Here is a 21195-nt window from a genome sequence, read left to right on the forward strand (position 1 = left end):
TCAGGAACGCAGCCTACTATCCGCTCCCGGGACGCTGCGGAGCCTGCCTCAGCCGGTCCTCACCAGCATCTTGCCCGTGTTGGCGCCATCCAGGAGATCGATGAAGGCCTGCGGCGCGTTCTCCAGTCCGTCAACGATCGTTTCGTCGTAACGGACGGTTCCGTCAGCCAGCCATCCCGCCATCCGCGTTGAGAACTCGGCGGCATGCTGACGCTGCCCGCCGACGAGGAAGCCGCGCAACGTCAACTGCTTCCCGATCGCCACAGCGAGGTTGCGGGGAGCTGCGGTGGGCGCCGTCGAGTTATATTGCGAAATGGCGCCGCACATCGCCACGCGTCCGCCGACCGTGAGGACCGACAGGGCAGCCTCAAGGTGTTCGCCGCCCACGTTGTCGAAGTACACGTCGATGCCCCGCTCCCCTGCAGCCTCCCGCAGTTGATCGACCACAGGACCGTTGTGGTAATCGAAAGCGGCGTCGAAGCCGAGTTCCAGCAAGCGCGCCACTTTTTCGGCGGATCCGGCGCTGCCGATCACCTTCGACGCACCCATGGCCTTGGCAATTTGGCCCACGATCGACCCGACAGCCCCGGCCGCGCCGGACACGAAGACAGCATCGCCGGGCTTGAATTCGGCCACTTTGAGCAGCCCGGCATACGCCGTCAGCCCGGTCATGCCGAGCGCCCCAAGGAACGCCGACGCCGGTGCGAGCCCGGCCGGTACCGGCGTCGCCGCGGCCGCGTCAACCACGGAGAATTCCCGCCACCCGAGCTGGTGCACCACGACGTCACCCACCTTGTGCGCCGCAGAACGGGACGCGATCACCTCACCTACCGCACCGCCGTCGAGCGCTGCGTCCAAGCGGAAGGGCGCCGAGTACGATTTCGCGTCGTTCATGCGGCCGCGCATGTAAGGATCAACCGACATGAATTCGTTCCGGACGAGGATCTGGCCGTCCTGCAAATCCGGCAACGCAGTCTCCGCAAGCCGGAAGTTCTCCGGGACGGGACGCCCGTGCGGGCGCGAGGCGAGCTGGATTTCGCGGGTGCGGAGGGGAAGCGCAGCGCTCATGCGGCCACCTCCACCAGCGTGATATCCACGCGAATATTGCCGCGGGTGGCGTTCGAATAGGGGCAGATTCGGTGGGCCTTCGCAACGAGCTGTTCAGCGGTCTCCCGGTCCAAAGCAGGCAAGGCAATCTCCAACTCGGCCGCGAGGCCATAGCCTTCGCCCTCGTCCAGAGCGCCGAAGTGGATCTTCGCAGCCACGGCGGAATCGCTCAGGTCCACGCGGGCCTTGCGGCCCACCAGGCGAAGGGCGGAATGGAAGCAGGCCGCGTAGCCTGCGGCGAACAATTGCTCGGGGTTGGTGCCTTGGCCGTTTCCGCCCAGCTCCACCGGGCTGGCGAGGACCACATCGAGCTTGCCGTCCTTGGTGCGGGCGTTGCCGTCACGGCCTTCGCCGGACGCCAGGGCCTCGGCTGTGTAGAGAGTCTTCACAATTGCTTCCTGTTCGTTGGGTTTTATGTCCGTTGGGTGCTTGGCGGCTAGATGGCCGAATGGAGGGCCGCGGTAAGGCGCTCCAGGGTGTCGTGAAGCTGGGCCAACTCATGGGCACTCAAGCCGGCGGCGTCGGCGAGCCGCTGGGGAACAGCCTTCGCCTGCTCGCTGAGGGCATTTCCCGCCTCCGTGAGGTGGACCTCGACGCGCCGCTCGTCCTCGGCCGAACGCCGACGCTCCACGAAACCGAGCGACTCGAGCCTCTTGAGCAGCGGCGACAACGTGCCTGAGTCGAGGCCAAGTTCGGCGCCCAACTCCCTGACGCTTCGGGGTTCGTCTTCCCAGAGCACCAGCATCACGAGGTACTGGGGGTACGTCAGACCCAGCCCTTCCAGCACGGGCCGGTAGACCGCCGTCGCGGCCTTCGACGCCGAGTAGAGGGCAAAACAGACCTGGCGGTTGAGGCGGGGAGCTTCACTCATGGCTATAACGATAGCCAACAATTAAATTGTGCACAACTCAATTGTCGAAAGCCTAGGTGTTCGGCTGGTTTCGGGACTTTGTCCTAGAGGTCGCGGATGGTGCGGAGCGCCGAGGCGGCCAGGACCTGGATTGCGAAGCCGAGGGCCCGCTCGTCCACCACAAAATCGCCGCGGTGGAGGTCGTACTCCTCGCCGCCCGGAGTGTGGGTTCCCAAACGCATCATGGCACCCGGCAAGTCCGCCAGGAACCACGCGAAATCCTCGCCGCCCATTGACTGCGGGGTCAGGACGACGGCGTGTTCCCCGAGTTCCGCACGTGCCGCGGCTTCGATCAGGGCCGTCTCATGCTCCGAGTTGACCACCGGCGGCACTCCGCGGGTGTGCTCCAAATGGACGTCCACCCCGTACGGCGCGGCGACCTGCTGGACAACGTCGTCGAGCAACTCCCCCGCGCTATGCCACGCATCGCGATCCAGGCAACGCATCGTGCCGGCCATGTAGCCGCTGGCAGGAATCGCGTTCGGTGCCGAACCCGCCACGATCTGGCCCCACACCACCGAGACGCCGCTGCGGACATCCACTCGCCGCGACAAAACAGCGGGAACGTTGATGGCGATCTGGGCGAGGGCGAAGACGAGGTCCTCGGTCAGGTGCGGGCGGGACGTGTGGCCGCCGCGCCCGGTCAGTTCGATCTTGATGGTGTCCGACGCCGAGGTGATGGCACCGATGCGGGTACCGATCTGGCCGACATTGATCCGCGGATCGCAATGCAGCGCCAGGATCCGAGGAACGCCCTGCAGCACGCCCTGCTCGATGCAGGACAACGCGCCGCCCGGCATGGTTTCCTCGGCGGGCTGGAAAATGATGCGGACCGTTCCGCCGAGCGGGGATTCCTGGTGCATGGCGTGCAGCACCAAGGCGATTCCGAGCATGCTCGTGGTGTGGATATCGTGCCCGCAAGCGTGTGTCACGCCGTGGTTCTTCGAAGCGAAGGGCAGGCCGGTTTCCTCGATGATGGGAAGGGCATCGATGTCCCCGCGCAGGGCGGTCGCAATCGGCCCCTCGCCAACATCCACGGTCAGACCCGAGCCTTCGAGCCGGCGCGGCTTCAGACCAGCGGCCTCGAGCCTGTCCACCAGCTTGTCCGTGGTGCGGAATTCCTTGAACGAAAGTTCGGGGTGCGCATGCAGGTCCCGCCGGAATTCGATGAGTTCCGGCAGGAGGTCTTCAAGCCACGGCCCCACTACGGGAGTGGGCTCGGTTTCAGTAGTGAAATTGCGCACCTCACAACTCTAGCCATCCGCGGCCCGCGATGAGTGAAAGGGGTCCATTGGTTACGGATTGCCCCGTCGGCTAGAGGACGTCGGTATCGCCACTGGCCTTGAGCGCGTCCACCGCGCCCTTCACCCGTTGCGCATGTTCCTTGGTGGTCACGAGCAGCGCGTCCGGCGTGTCCACGATCACCACATCCTTGATGCCGATGAGCGCGATAACGCGCTTCGTGTCGGACACCACCACGCCGCTTGCGTTCTCGGTAAAGACGCGTGCGCCTTCGCCAAGGACCGTCACTTCGTCGACGTCGCCAGCACTGTTGAGGCGGCCGATCGCCGCGAAGTCTCCGACGTCGTCCCAACGGAAGGTTCCGGGCACGACGGCGACATCACCGGCCGCCGCGGCAGGCTCAGCCACGGCGTAGTCGATGGCGATCTTGGGCAGGGTGGGCCACACGCGCGCAGTGACCTCGTCGCGCTGCGGGGTGTCCCAGGCGTCCGCGATCTCCTGGAGGCCGGCGAACAGCGTGGGCTGGTTGGCCTCCAGATGCTTGAGCATGAGCGAAACCGGAGCCACGAACATGCCGGCGTTCCAGACGTAATCGCCGGTTTCGAGGTACTTCTTCGCAATGACTTCGCTCGGCTTTTCGACGAATTCGACCACTGAGTGCGCATTGGGCGCGGAGTCGATATTCAAGGAGTCGCCCGTGCGGATGTAGCCGAAGCCTGTCGAAGGGTGCGTGGGCTTGATGCCGATCGTGACGATCTTTCCGGCTGCGGCGGTGTAGATGGCCTCACGGACGGTGTCTTGGAAGAGGTTGTCCGGGCTGATCACCTGGTCCGCGGCGAAGGAACCCATGATGGTATCGGGATTGCGGCGGTGCAGGATGGCGGCGGCCAGGCCGATCGCCGCGCCCGAATCCTTCGGCTCACTTTCGAGGACGAGCTCGTCTTCGCCGACCTCCGGCAACTGGCGGCACACGGCGGCACGGTGCGCGACGCCGGTAACAACAAGGACGCGGTTACCGGCGAGGGGCTCGAGGCGATCGAACGTGGCGCGCAAAAGCGTGCTTCCCGACCCCGTGAGGTCGTGCAGGAACTTGGGCGCAGCTGCACGCGAGAGGGGCCACAGGCGCGTACCTACTCCACCCGCGGGAATGACGGCGTGGAAGTGGCGCAAGGGCGATGTAGGGCTTGCAGCATTGTCTGTACTCACCGCAACACAATAACCGACGACGCCACAACTGCCGCTTTGTGGTCTTAGTCTCATCCGGCCCGCAAAAAGGCCGGAATTCAGCCAATTAGTGCCGAGCTCGTTACAAGAAGGAGCGGCTAAATTGAATAAGCTGTGAGCGAAGCCTAGATTTAGGCTGAGCTACGAGTGCTCTCACAGCTGGCGTTCCCCCCGCATGGATCCCGTGCCAGCGCCGCTGTGTTGCAGGAAGGTTTATTCAGTGCCGACAAAACCAGCTGGCACCTTGTACCGCGGCCGTGAAGGCATGTGGTCCTGGGTTGGACACCGCATTACCGGTGTAGTGATCTTTTTCTTCTTGTTGGTCCATGTGCTGGACACCTCATTGGTGCGTGTGTCCCCGGAGGCCTACACGGCCGTCATCGGCGCCTACAAGAACCCCCTCATGGCCCTGGGCGAAACGGGCCTTGTCGCAGCAATCGTCTTCCACGCATTCAATGGCCTGCGCGTCATCGCCATCGACTTCTGGAAGAAGGGTGCCAAGTACCAGCGCCAGATGCTGTGGACCGTCCTGGTGCTGTGGCTGATCGTCTTCGTCGCATTCGCCATCCGCCACCTGTCCCTCGCATTGGGAGGCCACTAATCCATGACTACTGATATCCAGAGCCCGCGCAGCGGGAAAGTCGGCAGTGGAAAGATCGCTCCGAAGTACCGCCGCGGAGCCGGTTCCAAAGGCAACTTCGAGATGTTCGCATGGCTCTTCATGCGGCTCTCGGGCGTAGTCCTCGTCGTGCTGATCTTCGGCCACCTCTTCGTGAACCTCATGGTCGGCGAAGGCATCCACGGCATCGACTTCGGCTTCGTCGCCGGCAAGTGGGCCGATCCGTTCTGGCAGTTCTGGGACCTGGCCATGCTGTGGCTCGCCATGCTGCACGGCACCAACGGCGTCCGCACCATCATCAACGACTACGCCGAAAAGGACGCCACCCGCTTCTGGCTCAAGGTAGTCCTCTACGCAGCGACCGTGGTCATCGTCATCCTCGGCACCCTGGTGATCTTCACCTTCAACCCGTGCCCCGTCGCCAACGGCGTCCAGCTGCCCGGCGGCTTCTGCCCGGCCCCGTAGCGGCTCCGCAGCGCCCCCGGCCCTGGCCAACGGGGCGCAAACCCGCGGAGCAGGCTCCGCCGACCATCTGACTTAGAGAGAAAGAGCATCTGGTATGCAGGTCCATAAGTACGACGTCGTTATTGTCGGTGCCGGCGGCGCCGGCATGCGCGCCGCGATCGAATCCGGTCAGCGCGCACGCACCGCAGTACTGACCAAGCTCTACCCCACCCGTTCCCACACCGGCGCAGCCCAGGGCGGCATGTGTGCAGCTTTGGCCAACGTCGAAGAGGACAACTGGGAGTGGCACACATTCGACACCATCAAGGGTGGCGACTACCTCGTTGACCAGGACGCGGCCGAGGTCATGGCGAAGGAAGCCATCGACGCCGTGCTGGACCTGGAAAAAATGGGTCTGCCCTTCAACCGCACGCCCGAAGGCCGAATCGACCAGCGTCGTTTCGGTGGCCACACGCGTGACCACGGCAAGGCTCCGGTCCGCCGTGCCTGCTACGCGGCAGACCGCACGGGCCACATGATCCTGCAGACGCTGTACCAAAACTGCGTCAAGCACAACGTTGAGTTCTACAACGAGTACTACGTCCTGGACCTGCTGCTCGTCGAAGAGGACGCAGTGCGCGAAGACGGGACACCGTACAAGCAGAAGCGCGTTGCCGGGGTTGTTTCCTACGACCTCGCTTCCGGCGAACTGCACGTCTTCCAGGCCAAGTCCGTGGTCTTCGCTTCCGGCGGAGCGGGCAAGGTCTTCAAGACGACGTCCAACGCCCACACGCTGACAGGCGACGGCATGGGCATCGCGTTCCGCCGAGGCATCCCGCTGGAAGACATGGAGTTCTTCCAGTTCCACCCGACCGGCCTCGCGGGCCTGGGCATCCTCCTGACGGAAGGCGCGCGTGGCGAAGGTGCCATCCTGCGCAACTCGGAAGGTGAGCGCTTCATGGAGCGCTACGCCCCCACCATCAAGGACCTCGCTCCCCGTGACATCGTGGCCCGTGCCATGGCCAACGAAGTCCGCGAAGGCCGTGGCTGCGGCCCGAACAAGGACTACGTCCTCCTGGACCTGACCCACCTGGAACCGGCCCACATCGAGGCCAAGCTTCCGGACATCACCGAGTTCGCCCGCACCTACCTTGGCGTGGAACCGTTCACGGAGCCCGTCCCGGTGTTCCCGACCGCGCACTACGCCATGGGCGGTATCCCGACGAACATCGCTACTGAGGTCCTGCAGGACAACGACACGGTCGTCCCCGGCCTGTTCGCTGCAGGCGAGGTTGCATGCGTTTCGGTGCATGGCTCCAACCGCCTCGGCACCAACTCCCTCCTGGACATCAACGTCTTTGGAAAGCGCGCCGGCGTGGCTGCGGCGGAATACTCCAAGACGGCGGACTTCGTCGAACTGCCGGAGGATCCCGAGGCCTTCACCCGTTCCATGCTGACCGGCCTGCTGGACGGCACCGGAACGGAACGCGTCGCCCAGATCCGCAAGGAACTGCAGGACACCATGGACGCCAACATGCAGGTGTTCCGCACCAGGGAATCCCTGGAGCGGGTGCTCAACGACCTCGCTGATTTCGAAGCGCGCTACAGGAACGTGGCTGTCCAGGACAAGGGCAAGCGCTTCAACCTGGATCTGCTGGAAGCCGTGGAACTGGGCTTCCTCCTCGACATGGCCAAGGTCATGACGGTCGGTGCGCTGCACCGCGAAGAGTCCCGCGGCGGCCACTACCGCGAGGACTTCCCGGACCGCGACGACGTCAAGTTCATGAAGCACTCCATGGCTTACAAGGACAACTCGGTCACCGCCGCATCGTCAGCCGAATCCGTAGCGGGCATCCGTCTCGAGACCAAGCCCGTCATCTTTACCCGTTACGAGCCAATGGAGCGTAAGTACTAATGACTGCCGAAATGGCTGAGCCGGCCTCAAAGATCGAGCTTCCTGCAGGCGTCGGCGGAGGCGGGGAAATCCCCACCTTCAACATCACCCTGCGCGTTCGCCGCTACAACCCGGAGATCTCCGAAGAGGCCGTCTGGCAAGACCACCAGCTGACCATGTACGGCACGGACCGCGTGCTGGACGCCCTGCACAAGGTCAAGTGGGAGATCGACGGTACGCTGTCCTTCCGCCGCTCTTGCGCCCACGGCGTGTGCGGCTCCGACGCAATGCGCATCAACGGCCGCAACCGCCTCGCCTGCAAAACCCTGCTGAAGGACCTGGACACGTCCAAGCCCATCACTGTCGAACCGATCAAGGGCCTCCCCGTGGAGAAGGACCTGATCGTGGACATGGAACCGTTCTTCCAGTCCTTCCGCGAAGTCATGCCGTTCCTCATCAACAAGGGCCACGAGCCCACCAAGGAACGCCTGCAGTCCGTGGAGGACCGTGAGCGCTTCGACGACACTACCAAGTGCATCCTTTGCGCCGCGTGCACCTCGTCCTGCCCGGTTTTCTGGACGGATGGCCAGTACTTCGGCCCCGCCGCGATCGTGAACGCACACCGGTTTATCTTCGATTCACGTGACGACGCCGGCGATATGCGCCTGGAGATCCTCAACGACAAGGAAGGCGTGTGGCGCTGCCGCACCACCTTCAACTGCTCGGAGGCTTGCCCCCGCGGCATCCAGGTGACCCAGGCCATCGCCGAGGTCAAGCAGGCCATCCTGGCCCGCAAGATCTAGTCCCGGAATTTCAGAACAACGACGACGGCGCCCTCACCAAGGGGGCGCCGTCGTCGTGCGCGGTGGCAGGCAACCGTGCGGTGGTAGGCAACAGTGCGGTGGAAGGCAACAGTGCGGTGGAAGGCGAGTAAGTGACCACATCCATGAAGGTGAGTTTCGAAGGCACCACGGGCGAAATGCTCTCCGGGATGCTGGACGTCCCTGACGGCCCCGTGCGCGGCTGGGGCGTCTTCTCCCACGGCTTCACGCTGGGGAAGGACAGTCCCGCTGCGTCTCGGATATGCAAAGGCCTGGCTTCGGAAGGAGTCGGGATGCTTCGATTCGACAACGTCGGCCTGGGCGGCTCGGGCGGCGAATGGTCGCAGGGCTCGTTCAGCCACAAGGTGGCCGACACCGTCCGCGCTACCGAGTTCATGCGCGCCGAGGGACGCACGGTTTCCCTGCTCGTGGGGCATTCCTTCGGCGGAGCCGCCGTCCTCGCCGCGGCACGGAACATACCGGACCTTCGCGCAGTGGCAACGGTCGGTGCTCCTTTCTCCCCCAAACATGTGGAGCACGTCTTCGATTCCGCGATGGACAAGATCCTCAATGAAGGAAGCGCCGAGGTGGACCTTGGTGGCAAGCGTGTTGAGATCCGCCGCCACTTCGTGGAGGACCTCCAAAACGCCGACCTCAGCGATTGCATCCGTACCCTGCACAAGCCGCTCATGGTGCTCCACTCCCCCACGGACAACACTGTGGGGATCGAAAACGCCAGCACCATCTTCCAGACGGCCAGGCACCCCCGCAGCTTCGTTTCGATCGAGGGCAGCGACCACCTGTTGACCGGCAAAGGACAAGCCGCCCGGGTGGCCAGGATAATCTCGGCCTGGGCGGACCAATACCTGGGCAGCTAGTGCGAGGTACCCAAACCGTCGGAAGTGTGCCGGCTCGTGAACGGCCGCGGCTGGACTGGCCGCGAGCCAAGGGTCTTGTGTTGCGTTGCGGCGGAGCGCTGATCCGCCTCGCGAACGGCTGACCAGGCCCCGGTGACCAGGTACACCTGGCTCACCAGGTTGAACCAGATCAGAAGTCCGATGATGATCGCGAATGACGCCAGGATGGGGTTCCGTCCGGCATTCGCCAGCAGTTGCGTGCTGAAAATCTGGAGGACGGTCGTTCCGATTCCCGCAAGCACTGTGCCTTCAATGAACGCCCGCCGCTCAAGCCTCAAGCGGCCGGCGAAACGGAACATGATGGCGGCCGTAGCCCAGTTCAGCACGAGCGGCACAGCGGTCCGGACCAGCCATGTGACGGGTTCGCCAACAGCGTCGGGCACGCCGAGGCGGTCGATGATCCATCCGGCAGCCGTGCCAAACACAAGGGACGCACCCGCGCTGCCGACGAGGGCGACGCCGAGCAGCAGGAGGGTACCGGCGTCGTAAGCCTTGGTGAGGATGGGGTTTTCCTGGACCGCGTCCAAGGCGAAAACTCCCCGCAGGCCTTCCCGGACGCCGGCAATCCAACCCAAGGCCGTAAATACTGTGACAGCCGCGGCGATGACCGCGGTCCACCCCAGCCCCGAAGGGTTGAGCAACTCGTGGGGATCGACTAGCCCGGTGCCTCCGTCGACCTTCAGCAGGCCGGGAGCCACAGTGGCGACGCTGGAGACAATGGAGTCCACCAGTTTCGGTTCCCCGCTGAGGACCAGCCCGGTGATGGCAAATCCGGTGGTCAACAGGCCGGTGACGGAGAAGAACATCGTGAACCCGATGCCTGCGCTCATGAGCGGGCCGTGGCGCAGGTTATAGAGGTTGAAGGCGCGCATCGGCCTGAATGAGTTCAACCGGGCGAGGGCAAGGTTGATGTACGCGGGAAGCTTCGAACCGCCCTTGCCCGAGCGGCGCGCCTTGCCCCATTCGACCTGCCGTTGGATGAGCTGCAGCCTCAGCTGCGCACCATCAGTCGGCAGGGGTGGCTTCGCTGCTTGCCGAGGGTCGTTCCGCCGTGACTGATTGTGCTGTGTCTGATTGCCTTGTGTCTGATTGCCTTGTGTCTGATTGCCCTGTGTCGCCGCCAAAGTCCAGCTCTTCCCGTAGCTGCCAGATGCCATTGCTGTCATGCTCGTAGAGTCCCATGCTAACCACAGGGAAGGTTGCGGTGTAGTTCTTGAGGACCGTTTCGGCCTCGTCGAGGCTCTCGGGGGCGACGTCGTGCGCTACCGTCACGTGCGGATGGTATGGGAAGGGGAGCTCCCGTTCGAGTGGTCCGCTCTGCAGTTGTTCGTGCAGGCCGACGCACTCTTCGAAGCCGTCCTCGACGTTCAGGAACACCACCGGCGAGACGGGCCGGAAGGATCCCGTGCCGGAAATGGTGATGGTGAACGGCGCCTGGCGTCGGGCTATGTCACGGACGTGCTTCCGCGCGGCTTCCCAATCGCGGGCCGGAGTGGTGGTCACCAGCGTGATGTGCGCGGGGATGACCCCAGCCATGGGATCGCCGAAGGAAGCGCGCCACTCCTGCAGTTCCCGGGCTATTTCCGGCGGGAATCCGAGGATGATGCCCACGCACATGCTTTCGTCAGCGGCCTGCGCTGCGTTGCACGCCTGCGGGGTCCTGCCCGCAGTGGCTGGCTGGCTCTCGGCTCCGCCCCGGCGGGAATCAGGGGCCTGGCCGGCTCCCCTTGAACGGGAGCCGGCTTGGACGCTGAGCTTGCCGGCAGCGCACATGCCTTAGCGGATTCCTTGTGGTCCGCCGTAAGGCAGGAAGCCAACCTTGGCATAGACATCGGTCAGGGTTGCCGAAGCGATTTCGCGGGCCTTGTCCGCTCCGTGGGCCAGGAGCCTGTCCAACTCGGCCGGATCCGCCAACAGCTCATTGGCACGGTCCCTGATGGGCCCGAGATGGCTGGCAACAAGTTCCGCGAGGTCCACCTTCAAATGGCCGTACATCTTGCCTTGGTAGTCGGCGACGATCTTGTCCACGGACAGCCCACTGATGGACGAATAGATGCTCAGCAAGTTGGACACACCGGGCTTGGCCTCACGGTCGAATCGGATTTCCGTTTCGGTATCCGTGACCGCCGACTTGATGCGCTTGGCGGTGACCTTGGGGTCGTCCAACAGGTTGATCAGGCCCGCGGGTGATTCCGCGGACTTGGACATCTTGGCGGTGGGGTTCTGGAGATCGTAGATCTTCGCCGATTCCTTCTGGATGAAGGCTTCCGGTACTTGGAACGTCTCGCCGTAGCGGCTGTTGAAACGCTGGGCGAGATCGCGGCTGAGTTCGATGTGCTGCCGCTGGTCTTCACCCACCGGCACTCCATGCGGCTGGTACAGGAGGATATCGGCCGCCTGCAGGATGGGGTAAGTGAAGAGCCCGACGCTGGCGTGATCCGAGCCGTGTTGCAGGGACTTGTCCTTGAACTGGATCATGCGCGAGGCCTCGCCGAAGCCCGTGATGCAGCCCAGCACCCAGGCAAGCTGCGCGTGTTCAGGAACCTGGGACTGGACGAACAGGGTGCACTTGTTGATGTCAACGCCACCGGCGATGTACTGCGCGGCGGTGACGCGCGTGCGCCGGGCCAGTTCGGCCGGGTCCTGCGGAACCGTGATGGCGTGCAGGTCCGGGATGAAGAAAATGGCGTCGTATTCGTCCTGCATGCGCACCCAGTTGACCAGCGCACCGAGGTAATTGCCGAGGTGCAGGGAGTCGGCGGAGGGCTGCATGCCGGACAACACGCGGTGTTTCGCGCCGGCGGCAAGTTTGGTGGAGGTTGCCATGGTTGGGGCCGTGGCGGTTTCAGTCGTGGGGGAACTGGTCATGAGGACAACTTTCGAGAGCTTAGAGCCGGTAGTCGACTACCAGCGGGGCGTGGTCGGAGAAGCGGGTGTCCCACGAAGGCGCCCGGTCGACGACAGCGGAGAATGCCGAAGCCGCGAGTCCGGGAGTAGCCATGTGGTAGTCGATGCGCCAGCCTGTATCTGTATCAAAGGCCTTACCGCGCTGAGACCACCACGTGTAGGGGCCATCGACATTTCCTGCCAGGCCCCTGTGGACATCCCTCCATCCGATCTCGTCGCCGAAGAAGCGGTCAAAGTAAGCCCGCTCCTCAGGAAGGAAGCCAGCACGCTTGGTGTTGCCCTTCCAATTCTTGATGTCGAGCTCTGTGTGGCCCACATTGAGGTCGCCGACCACCAACGCGTGGTCGCTGTGCTTGGCGAGTTCGGGAAGCCGTGTGCTCATCACGTCAAGGAAGCGGTACTTGTCCACTTGCTTGGGTGTGTCCACCTCACCGGAATGCACGTAGGCGCTCACCACAGTCAAGGTGGTATCCGAGCCGTTGACCGATTTCACGGCGTAATCGGCTTCGACCCAGCGTCCTGTGGTGGCAAAGTAATCGTCGCCGATGCCGACGCGAGTCGCGGTCGGTTCCTGGCGGGAGGCAATGGCCACTCCGGCGCGGCCCTTCGCTTCGGCTTCGGCGTGGAGGATGTGCCAACCCTCGCCGATCAGCTGTTGGACGACGTCGTCAGGCGCACGGACTTCCTGCAAGCACAGGATGTCGACGTCGCGCGGCTCCAGCCACTCGGCCATCCCCTTCTTGTAGGCGGCACGGATGCCGTTGACGTTGACGGTTGCGATGCGAAGGAAATCCTTCTTCAATGCCGAACTCACCCCGCCTACTCTAGTCGATGATGGTGCCCGAAACGGGCTCGTCGTTTCCGCCGGATGACTTGATCATGTCCCGGGCGTTGCTGGCGGTGATGGCGATGGTCTCCAATGCACGGTTGATGGTGTCCTGGTCCGCGGAGTCCCCCTTGGCGCGTTCGTCTTCCACGACGCGGATCTGGACCTGCACGATCTTGAACGAGTGGTCGAGTTTGAGGTCGCGGATTTCATCCGCTTCGCTGCGTTCGGCGACCACCCGCGTGCCGCCGTGGTCCACGCTCGACGACGACGGCGCCCGGCCGGTTGCCGCGTTGAACGCGTTCCTCGCTTCGTCGAGCTTCTCCCCCGCACGCTTGGCGGCTTTCTGGATGCTGAACACCACGAAGGTCGCGAGCGCAAGCCAGCCAAACGACACCACGGCAACGATCCAGCCAACGACGTCGTTCTTGTTCGCCGCAAAGATCACGGCGACCAGGAATGCGATGAGCACTACAGTCATGCCCAGGCCGCCGATCCGGAAGCCTTTGAAAGGGCTCCTCGCGGAAGCCGACGAGTTGACAGATGACGTGGAGTCGCCGAGAGAGTGCATGTACCCATTCTCGCAAACTCCCGGAGCCCGTCCCGACGCTTCCACCCCGGGCGAACAGCCGGTTGCGCTATTTCAGGAAGAGCTTCCGCAGCCGCCCCGTGGTGAGCATGATTCCAAGGACGATCATCACGAGGTAGTAGGCCACGTGCACGGCCGTGGCCGCGCTGAAGGAGCCGATGCTGATCTGGCGGAGGAGCTCCACCCCGTGCCACAAGGGCAACGCCTGGATGAGCCACTGAATGTACTGCGGGTAGACGCTAAGCGGGTAGAACGTGGCACTGAACAAGAACATCGGCAGCAGGAAGAAATTGATCCAGTCCATTTGCTGGAACGTCTTCATGAAGCTGGTGATCCCCATACCGAAGCTCGCGAAGCCGAAGGCGATCAGCACGGACGCCGGAATGATGAGGATTGCCCACACCGTAGTGACAAGTCCCATGACGGCCATGACCGCCGTGAAGCCTGTCGCGTACAAAAGGCCGCGCAGCAGGGCGAGGAAGATCTCACCGATCGCCACATCGAGCGGTCCCAGCGAGGTGTACAGCATTCCTTGGTACAGCTTGGCGAAATTCATCTTGAAGAAGACGTTCCAGGTGGAGTCATAGATCGCGCCGTTCATGGCGGATACAGCCAGCAGGGCAGGCGCGATGTAGGCCGCGTAGCTGATTTGCTGCCCGCCGGGACCGGCCACGTTGCCGACGATCGGTCCAAGGCCGACGCCCATGGAGACCAAATACAGGACCGGTTCGAAGAACCCCGAGACCAGGACCAGCCACGTGCTGCTCTTGGCCGCCATGAGCCCGCGGGCCACCACGGCCAGCGCATTGCGCGAGTACAGCGGGCCGAAGGTACGTTCGCGCGCAGCCTCGGTAGCACTGCGGGCTTGGGCCTGCCCTTCAGACAAGGTGCTCATGCTCCCATCCTCCTGACGAACCGGCGCCGGGTCAGTGTCCACCCCGCGGCGGCCGTTCCGAGGAGGAAAACCACGTGGACCAGGGTGAGCACCGGGCTTTCCTCCAAGCCGTAGGTGAAGACGCGGCCCAGCTGCGTGCCGTGCCACACCGGGGAGATCCAACCGATCCAGCGAACCCCGAGCGGCAGCGAATCCAAGGGGAAGAAGGTGCCCGAAAACAGGAACAGGGGCACCACGATGAACCTTTGGACCAGCGCGAACTGGCCGGAGTCCTTCGTGATGCTTGAGGCATAGGCCATGAGCGGCAATCCAAAGGACAGCCCCGCCACTGTGGCCACTATTGCCGACACCCATCCCCACGGACTCGGCGATGCTCCGAACATGGCCACGATGGCGAAGTAGACGGCCGATTGGAGCAGGAACTTCAAGGCGCTCGCCATGATGTGGCCAGCGGCGATTTGTTGCGGGACGAGCGGCGAGGCGTGTGGACCATAGAAAACCCTGCGCCATTTGAAGCCATCCATGATCGGGTAGGAGAAGTCTCCCGACGCCGTCATGACCGCGGACGAAACCAACAACGCGGGAGCGATGAACGTCAGGTAGTTCACCCCGCCGAATGCCGCCAGGTTGTTCGCATCCACGAGGCTCGCGAGGCCGATCCCCATCGCGAAGAGGTATGCCACGGGCTGGCCCACGCTGTAGAGGAAAACAGACCAGCCGTAGCCACGCATCACCCGCAGGACCTGTTCGGCATAGTAGAACGATCCCCATCGTCGCGCCCGGCCGGCCGACACCTCCGGCGCGTGTGCCCGCAAGGTCCCTGCCGCCGTCGGGAGCTGGTTATCTGTCATGGGCCCTCCTCACCCCCGGCCCTAGTCAACAAGGCTCCGCCCGGTCAGCCGCAGGAAGACGTCTTCCAGCGAGGACCGCCGCACCAGGGAGGTCAATGGCCTCAGGTGCCGCGCGGAAACCTGTTCAAGCGCCGATTCGCCGTTGTCCGCGTAGATGAGCACGCGGTCAGGCAGGGTCTCTACTCGTTCGCCGATGCCACCGAGTTCAGCCCCGATAGTCGCGTTGCGCTCCGAGCCGAAACGCAACTCCAGGACTTCGCGCGTGGAATATTCGCGGATGAGGCTGGAAGGTGAACCTTCGGCCATGATCTTGCCTTTGTCCACCACGATCAGGCGGTCGCAGAGCTGTTCCGCTTCGTCCATGTAATGGGTGGTGAGGATGAGGGTGACTCCTTGCTCCTTGAGCCGGAACAAACGATCCCACAGGATATGCCGGGCTTGCGGATCCAGCCCCGTGGTTGGCTCGTCGAGGAGCAGGATCTTAGGTTCGTTGATCAGCGAGCGGGCGATCGTCAGCCGGCGTTTCATCCCGCCGGAGAGGGCATCGACCCGGGACTTGGCCTTGTCGCTCAATTGGGCGAATTCCAGCAGTTCATCGGCCTTGGGACGCAAATAGCTCAAGGGCAAGCCGAAGTAGCGGCCATAGACAATCAGGTTCTCCCGGACTTTCAATTCCTCGTCCAGGTTGTCCTGCTGGGGCACAACGCCCAGGTGGGCGCGGACTTCGGGACCGTGGGTTTCGGGATCCAGTCCCATGATGCTGAGCTTCCCGGACGTCCGCTGGGACACCCCGCCGATCATTTTCATGGTGGTCGACTTGCCAGCGCCGTTGGGACCCAGCAGGCCGAAGGACTCGCCCGCCGGAACCTCGAAGGAGATGGCGTCGACGGCAGTGAGGTCACCGTAGGTTTTGGTGAGTTTTTCGGCTGTGATGACTGCGGCTGGGTTCATCTGGGAGCTGCTTGGTGTGGCGAAAGAGCGGGTGGCTTCATTGTGCACCCACAGCACACTAGTTGAGCCCGGGAATACCTGAAAGAGCCATTGCACAATTTTCTGGAGAAACCCCGCGATCCCGCAAAAACTCACGCCTCCGTGTGAGCTCGCAACACCTCGAGGCGTTGGCGGTACTCGGTTTCGTCGATTTCGCCCCGCGCATAGCGTTCCCGCAGCACGCCTTCCGCGCCCTGGGTGGCTGCCCAGTTGCGGTTCCGGCGCCACATCCTGCGTCCAAAGAAGACGAAGAATCCGATGACCAGGATCCAGAACAGCGGGAACACGAGGAAGAACGGCCAGAAGACAAAGCCGTTCCCGTGGGCGACAGTGTCGGCGGGCAATTGGGCTGCCGCGGCCGCGATGGTGGTGCTCAGTGATGTCAACATGTCTCGTCCAAACTCTCAACAGGCCGTATCTCGGCTCCTGGTTCCAGTCTGGTTTTCGGGGTGGATCGCGGCGTCTGCCCCAGGGAGTCTCTTGCCCGCCACCGCCTACTCCCGCGGGAGGCCCGGACGCAGGGCTAGCTACTCCAGCCGGGACGGACGAGGCCCGATTCATAGGCCAGGACCACCAATTGCGCCCGGTCCCGGACAAGGAGCTTGGTCATGATGCGGGAAACGTGTGTCTTTGCCGTCAGCGGTGTGATGAACAAGCGCTCGGCGATCTCGGCATTGTTCAATCCCTCGCCCACCAAGGCCAGCACTTCCCTCTCGCGTTCGGTGATCTGGTCCAGCGGTACCGCCGGGAATGCAGCCTTGCTGTGGAGGGCCAGCTGGGCCATGATGCGGCGCGTCACAGACGGCGAGAGGAGGGCATCGCCGTCGTGCACCACCCGGACGGCGCGGATCAGTTCTTCCGGTTCGGTGTCCTTGACAAGGAATCCGGCGGCACCGGCCCGGACGGCTTCGGCGATGTATTCGTCCAGCTCGAATGTGGTCAGGATGATGATCCGCGTGTGGGCCAGTCGGGGATTCGCGAGGATCTGGCGGGTTGCGGCCAGCCCGTCGCCGTCCGGCATGCGGATGTCCATCAGGATGACGTCCGGTGCATCGCGTTCTGCCAGGCGGACGGCGTCCTTGCCGGTGCCGGCCTCGGCCACTACTTCCATGTCAGGTTCGGCGTCCAGGAGGGCGCGGAATCCGGCGCGGATGAGGGTCTGGTCGTCGGCGAGCAGCAGGCGGATCATGGCTCTCCTTCCGAGGGGTTGAGCGGGAGGCTTGCCTCGACGCGCAAACCGGGACCGAGCGGCACAATGACGAGGGTTCCGCCGAGGGCCTCGACGCGCTCGCGCATGCCCCTGAGGCCATTTCCCGGCGGCGCGCCTCGCATGCCTGTCCCGTCGTCGTCGACCCTCACCTTGAGCGCGTTCCCCTCGTGGTGGAGGAGTACGACGGCGGACGCCGCACCGGAGTGCCTGCGCACGTTGCTGAGCGCTTCCTGGACCACGCGGTAAGCCGTTTCCTGCTGGGGCGTTGCGACGGGCACAGACTCTTCGAAGCCGTCGAAACGCACGTCCAAGCCGCTGCGCCGGGCATCCTCCACGAGCTGGGCGATCCGTGCCAGGCTCGGCGGGGCCGCGGGAGCCAGAGGAGCGTCGTCCCGAAGCACGCCAAGAAGCTGCCGGACTTCGGCCAGCGAATCCTTGCTCGCCGCCTTGATGGCTTCAAGCGCCGGGCGGAGCTTCTCGGGATCGTTCGTTCCCAAGTGGAGGGCCACGGACGCCTGGACGTTGATCATGGACAAGGAGTGGGCCACGACGTCGTGGATGTCCCGGGCCAGCGTGAGCCGGTATTCGTCCCGTTCGGCCTGTTTGGCGGCCTCGCTCCGGCGGCGGTATTCGGCGATCCGTTCGCGCCGCCGTCGGAATCCTTCGCCGATCAGCACCAGGATCGCGGCCCAGGCGACAACGGCAGAGGACCGCACAATCCCGGCCTCGTCGCCCGCGAGGACGGACCAGAGGACGACGGCGGCAGCAACGACGCCCGCCCCCAGCCACGCTTGCCAACGGAGGCCGGCGGCGGCGGTCAGGATGATCGACAACGCGAGCGAGAGGGCAATCGGACCCCAGGCGTAGCCGAGGAAAAGGTAGAGGGCTGTAACGGCCAGGGTGGCCGGCAGCATGACCACGGGCCTGACCTTGCGGAAGGCCAGGGCGGCCGGTCCCGCCAGCAACAGGAGGAAGGCCAAGGGATCCAGGTGTCTCGCGCCCGCCTGGTGGCTCGCGGAGAAGACCGTTCCCATGATCTGGACGAACGCCACCGCAATTACGATGAAACTCGTCGGAGGACCGTGGAAACGCCGCTGCATGCTCCGAGCCTAGCGGCGGCGGGCTGCGGCGTCGTCGGTATAACGGTGTAGGGCGCCTACTCCCGCGGGAGTAGGCGCCCTACACAGTGAATTCGAAGCCTAGGCGATGCCGGCCTGGCGTTCAGCCGTTTCCACCACGTTCGCGAGCAGCATGGCACGCGTCATCGGGCCGACGCCACCCGGGTTGGGCGACAGCCACGAGGCGACGCCGGCAACCGCGGGATCCACGTCACCGGTGACAACAGCCTTGCCGTTGCCGTCGTCGACGCGGCTCACACCGACGTCGAGTACGATCGCGCCCGGCTTGAGGTCTTCGGCCTTGATCATGTGCGGCACACCGGCCGCGGCAATTACGACGTCGGCCAGCTTGAGTTCGGCGGGCAGGTCCACCGTCCCGGTGTGGGCGAGGGTAACGGTCGCATTGACGTCCTTGCGGGTGAGCAGGAGGCCAATCGGACGACCGATGGTGACGCCGCGGCCAACCACGAGGACACGCTTGCCCTTGAGCTCGATTCCGTGTCGGCGCAGCAGCTCCACACAGCCTTTGGGCGTACAGGGCAGCGGAGACTTCATCTCGCCGCCGACGTTCGCCACCAAGCGGCCAAGGTTCATCGGGTGGAGGCCGTCGGCATCCTTTTCCGGATCCATGGCCTCGAGGATCGCGTCCTGGTCAATGTGCTTGGGCAACGGCAACTGGACGATGTATCCGGTGCATTCCGGGTTCTCGTTAAGCTCGCGGACCACTTCGAGGAGGGCCTCCTGGCTGGTGTCCTCGGGCAGGTCGCGGCGGATGGACGTGATTCCCACCTCGGCGCAGTCCTTGTGCTTTCCGCCGACGTACCACGTGCTTCCGGGATCGGAACCGACCAGGATCGTACCGAGTCCGGGCGTTACTCCTTTGGCGCGCAGGGCGGAGACGCGTTCGGTCAATTCGGACTTGATGGCGGCGGCGGTAGCCTTGCCGTCAAGAACCTGCGCGGTGGACTGTGCTGTCATTCCATCAGTTCTTTCTCGTGGGTGAGCTGCGAGGCGGCGAAAGGGACTGGATCCGCCGCCGGGTGACGGCGGCGGATCCAGTGAAGTGACCGGACGTTGGTCCGGCCGGACGTGCTTATGGCCTGTGGCCTACCACTGCTCGTGCTGCGGGTACAGCGGGAAGTCGGCGGCAAGCTTGTCGACGCGGGCCTGGAGGGCTTCGACGTCGGTAGCGGAACCGGACTTCAGCGCCGAGGCGATGATCTCGGCAACCTCGGTGAACTCGGCAGCGCCGAAACCACGGGTCGCGAGAGCCGGAGTACCGATACGCAGGCCGGAGGTGACCATCGGCGGGCGGGGGTCGAACGGAACGGCGTTGCGGTTCACGGTGATGCCAACGGAGTGCAGGAGGTCTTCGGCCTGCTGGCCATCCAACTGCGAGTTGCGGAGGTCAACGAGGACCAAGTGCACGTCCGTGCCGCCGGTGAGGACGGAGACGCCGGCCTCGGCGACGTCGGCCTGGTTGAGGCGGTCAGCGATGATCTTGGCGCCTTCGAGGACACGCTCCTGGCGCTCTTTGAACTCTTCGCCTGCTGCGATCTTGAACGCGACAGCCTTGGCAGCGATGACGTGCATGAGGGGGCCGCCCTGCTGGCCCGGGAAGACGTTGGAGTTGAGCTTCTTGGCCCACTCTTCCTTGGCCAGGATCACGCCGGAGCGGGGTCCTGAAAGCGTCTTGTGCACCGTGGAGGTGACGACGTCGGAGTGCGGCACCGGGCTCGGGTGCAGGCCTGCTGCCACGAGTCCGGCGAAGTGAGCCATGTCGGTCCAGAGCAGTGCGCCGACTTCGTCGGCGATGGAGCGGAAGGCGGCGAAGTCGAGGTGGCGCGGGTAGGCGGACCAACCGGCGATGATGACCTGGGGCTTCTCAGCGATGGCCTGCTCGCGGAGCTTGTCCATGTCCACGCGGAAGGTGTCTTCTTCGACCTGGTACGCGGCGACCTTGTACAGCTTGCCGGAGAAGTTCAGCTTCATGCCGTGGGTCAGGTGGCCACCGTGGGCCAGGGACAGGCCGAGGATCTTGTCGCCCGGGTTGATGAGGGCGGAGAGGGCTGCGGCGTTCGCCTGCGCGCCGGAGTGCGGCTGGACGTTGGCGTATTCGGCGCCGAAGAGTGCCTTGACCCGGTCGATGGCCAACTGCTCGGCAACGTCCACGTATTCACAGCCACCGTAGTAGCGCTTGCCCGGGTAGCCTTCGGCGTACTTGTTCGTGAGGACGGAGCCCTGCGCTTCCATGACGGCGCGGGGTGCGAAGTTCTCGGAGGCGATCATTTCCAGGGTGCCGCGCTGGCGGCCGAGTTCCTGTTCCAGAACCGCTGCGATCTCGGGGTCGAGTTCGGACAGCGGCTGGTTGCTGATGGTCGCGGAGGTGATGGTGGTTGTAGTCACGAAGATCTCCTGGATAGGCAACGGGTATTTCTACAGGTCAGGCTACCGGCTGGGTTTTTTCCATGCCCTTTGGTTACGAGGCATGGCACAGCATCGGTAAAACGTGACCCTCGGCCCAGGCGTACGATCCGTGGTCTTCATCAGTGCCGCTCCCTGGTGGTACACCACCCAACGCCAGTCGCGACGACTTAAACAGTACAGCAGGTCGGCAACGGTAGGCTTGGC

Annotated in this window: 24 protein-coding genes and 1 riboswitch; of the genes, 5 read left to right on the top strand and 19 right to left on the bottom strand. The window is 64.1% G+C overall.

The features are described 5' to 3' along the window. Positions 1-48 precede the first annotated feature (48 nt). The 5 genes from E1809_RS10335 to E1809_RS10355 all read right to left on the bottom strand — a co-directional run bounded on the left by E1809_RS10335 (position 49) and on the right by E1809_RS10355 (position 4465). A complete protein-coding gene (locus E1809_RS10335) occupies positions 49-1068 on the bottom strand; it encodes an NADP-dependent oxidoreductase (RefSeq protein ID WP_133204142.1) in 1020 nt (339 codons plus the stop codon). Beyond that, positions 1065-1496, bottom strand: a complete 432-nt coding sequence (locus tag E1809_RS10340; protein WP_133204143.1) for an organic hydroperoxide resistance protein — start codon at positions 1494-1496, stop codon at positions 1065-1067. Before E1809_RS10340 ends, E1809_RS10335 begins: the two co-directional genes overlap by 4 nt. Before the next feature lie 47 nt (positions 1497-1543). Further along, positions 1544-1978 carry a MarR family winged helix-turn-helix transcriptional regulator gene (locus tag E1809_RS10345; protein ID WP_133204144.1) on the bottom strand — a complete coding sequence of 145 codons (435 nt, stop codon included), beginning with the start codon at positions 1976-1978 and terminating at the stop codon, positions 1544-1546. An 83-nt stretch (positions 1979-2061) separates the two neighbouring features. Next, entirely contained in the window at positions 2062-3261 is a 1200-nt protein-coding gene (locus tag E1809_RS10350; protein ID WP_133204145.1) for an amidohydrolase, read from the bottom strand. Positions 3262-3331: 70 nt separating this feature from the next. Next, positions 3332-4465, bottom strand: a complete 1134-nt coding sequence (locus tag E1809_RS10355; protein ID WP_133204146.1) for a mannose-1-phosphate guanylyltransferase — start codon at positions 4463-4465, stop codon at positions 3332-3334. A 238-nt stretch (positions 4466-4703) separates the two neighbouring features. Between E1809_RS10355 and sdhC the strand changes: the two genes are divergently transcribed. The 4 genes from sdhC (at position 4704) to E1809_RS10375 (ending at position 8243) form a co-directional block, all read left to right on the top strand. Continuing rightward, entirely contained in the window at positions 4704-5084 is a 381-nt protein-coding gene (sdhC, locus tag E1809_RS10360; RefSeq protein WP_133204147.1) for a succinate dehydrogenase, cytochrome b556 subunit, read from the top strand. Between the two features lie 3 nt (positions 5085-5087). Further along, positions 5088-5567, top strand: a complete 480-nt coding sequence (locus tag E1809_RS10365; protein ID WP_133204148.1) for a succinate dehydrogenase hydrophobic membrane anchor subunit — start codon at positions 5088-5090, stop codon at positions 5565-5567. Between the two features lie 94 nt (positions 5568-5661). Further along, positions 5662-7461: a succinate dehydrogenase flavoprotein subunit gene (sdhA, locus tag E1809_RS10370; protein WP_133204150.1), complete on the top strand. Its 1800-nt coding sequence runs from the start codon at positions 5662-5664 to the stop codon at positions 7459-7461. Continuing rightward, a complete protein-coding gene (locus E1809_RS10375) occupies positions 7461-8243 on the top strand; it encodes a succinate dehydrogenase iron-sulfur subunit (RefSeq protein ID WP_133204151.1) in 783 nt (260 codons plus the stop codon). Before sdhA ends, E1809_RS10375 begins: the two co-directional genes overlap by 1 nt. A 10-nt stretch (positions 8244-8253) precedes the next feature. On the opposite strand, the gene E1809_RS27720 is transcribed toward E1809_RS10375, so the two are convergent. Next, positions 8254-8388, bottom strand: a complete 135-nt coding sequence (locus E1809_RS27720) for a hypothetical protein (RefSeq protein ID WP_268908673.1) — start codon at positions 8386-8388, stop codon at positions 8254-8256. Between E1809_RS27720 and E1809_RS10380 the strand changes: the two genes are divergently transcribed. Next, positions 8375-9139: an alpha/beta hydrolase family protein gene (locus tag E1809_RS10380; RefSeq protein WP_133204152.1), complete on the top strand. Its 765-nt coding sequence runs from the start codon at positions 8375-8377 to the stop codon at positions 9137-9139. The genes E1809_RS27720 and E1809_RS10380 overlap by 14 nt on opposite strands. On the opposite strand, the gene E1809_RS10385 is transcribed toward E1809_RS10380, so the two are convergent. The 13 genes from E1809_RS10385 to glyA all read right to left on the bottom strand — a co-directional run bounded on the left by E1809_RS10385 (position 9136) and on the right by glyA (position 20970). After that, entirely contained in the window at positions 9136-10050 is a 915-nt protein-coding gene (locus E1809_RS10385) for a YihY/virulence factor BrkB family protein (RefSeq protein WP_165962267.1), read from the bottom strand. The genes E1809_RS10380 and E1809_RS10385 overlap by 4 nt on opposite strands. Positions 10051-10183: 133 nt before the next feature. Beyond that, positions 10184-10951 carry a 2'-5' RNA ligase family protein gene (locus E1809_RS10390; RefSeq protein WP_133204154.1) on the bottom strand — a complete coding sequence of 256 codons (768 nt, stop codon included), beginning with the start codon at positions 10949-10951 and terminating at the stop codon, positions 10184-10186. 3 nt (positions 10952-10954) lie between these two features. Next, the gene (gene trpS / locus E1809_RS10395) at positions 10955-12046 is read right to left on the bottom strand and encodes a tryptophan--tRNA ligase (protein WP_133204155.1); all 1092 of its coding nucleotides are present in this window, start codon (positions 12044-12046) and stop codon (positions 10955-10957) included. Positions 12047-12065: 19 nt separating this feature from the next. After that, positions 12066-12899, bottom strand: a complete 834-nt coding sequence (locus tag E1809_RS10400) for an exodeoxyribonuclease III (RefSeq protein WP_133204156.1) — start codon at positions 12897-12899, stop codon at positions 12066-12068. Positions 12900-12909: 10 nt separating this feature from the next. Further along, positions 12910-13482, bottom strand: a complete 573-nt coding sequence (locus E1809_RS10405; protein ID WP_133204157.1) for a hypothetical protein — start codon at positions 13480-13482, stop codon at positions 12910-12912. A gap of 67 nt (positions 13483-13549) precedes the next feature. Then, positions 13550-14395 (bottom strand): ABC transporter permease, encoded by an 846-nt coding sequence (locus E1809_RS10410; RefSeq protein WP_133204158.1) that lies wholly within the window; start codon positions 14393-14395, stop codon positions 13550-13552. Then, entirely contained in the window at positions 14392-15246 is an 855-nt protein-coding gene (locus E1809_RS10415) for an ABC transporter permease (RefSeq protein WP_205754155.1), read from the bottom strand. The genes E1809_RS10410 and E1809_RS10415 overlap by 4 nt, the downstream gene beginning before the upstream one ends. 21 nt (positions 15247-15267) lie before the next feature. Beyond that, positions 15268-16197 carry an ABC transporter ATP-binding protein gene (locus E1809_RS10420; protein WP_133204159.1) on the bottom strand — a complete coding sequence of 310 codons (930 nt, stop codon included), beginning with the start codon at positions 16195-16197 and terminating at the stop codon, positions 15268-15270. 131 nt (positions 16198-16328) lie between these two features. Then, the gene (locus E1809_RS10425; protein WP_133204160.1) at positions 16329-16625 is read right to left on the bottom strand and encodes an SHOCT domain-containing protein; all 297 of its coding nucleotides are present in this window, start codon (positions 16623-16625) and stop codon (positions 16329-16331) included. A gap of 134 nt (positions 16626-16759) precedes the next feature. Then, positions 16760-17425, bottom strand: coding sequence for a response regulator transcription factor (locus E1809_RS10430; protein ID WP_133204162.1), 666 nt, complete (start codon positions 17423-17425; stop codon positions 16760-16762). Continuing rightward, positions 17422-18546 (bottom strand): sensor histidine kinase, encoded by a 1125-nt coding sequence (locus E1809_RS10435; RefSeq protein WP_133204163.1) that lies wholly within the window; start codon positions 18544-18546, stop codon positions 17422-17424. The genes E1809_RS10430 and E1809_RS10435 overlap by 4 nt, the downstream gene beginning before the upstream one ends. A gap of 99 nt (positions 18547-18645) precedes the next feature. After that, a complete protein-coding gene (locus E1809_RS10440) occupies positions 18646-19542 on the bottom strand; it encodes a bifunctional methylenetetrahydrofolate dehydrogenase/methenyltetrahydrofolate cyclohydrolase (protein WP_133204164.1) in 897 nt (298 codons plus the stop codon). Positions 19543-19671: 129 nt separating this feature from the next. Further along, complete coding sequence (gene glyA, locus E1809_RS10445; protein ID WP_133204165.1) at positions 19672-20970, bottom strand: serine hydroxymethyltransferase; 1299 nt, start codon at positions 20968-20970, stop codon at positions 19672-19674. Positions 20971-21076: 106 nt separating this feature from the next. Continuing rightward, positions 21077-21162: riboswitch (ZMP/ZTP riboswitch) on the bottom strand. Positions 21163-21195: the final 33 nt, after the last annotated feature.

The sequence above is a fragment of the Arthrobacter terricola genome (genome assembly GCF_004354015.1).
Taxonomy (GTDB): domain Bacteria; phylum Actinomycetota; class Actinomycetes; order Actinomycetales; family Micrococcaceae; genus Arthrobacter; species Arthrobacter terricola.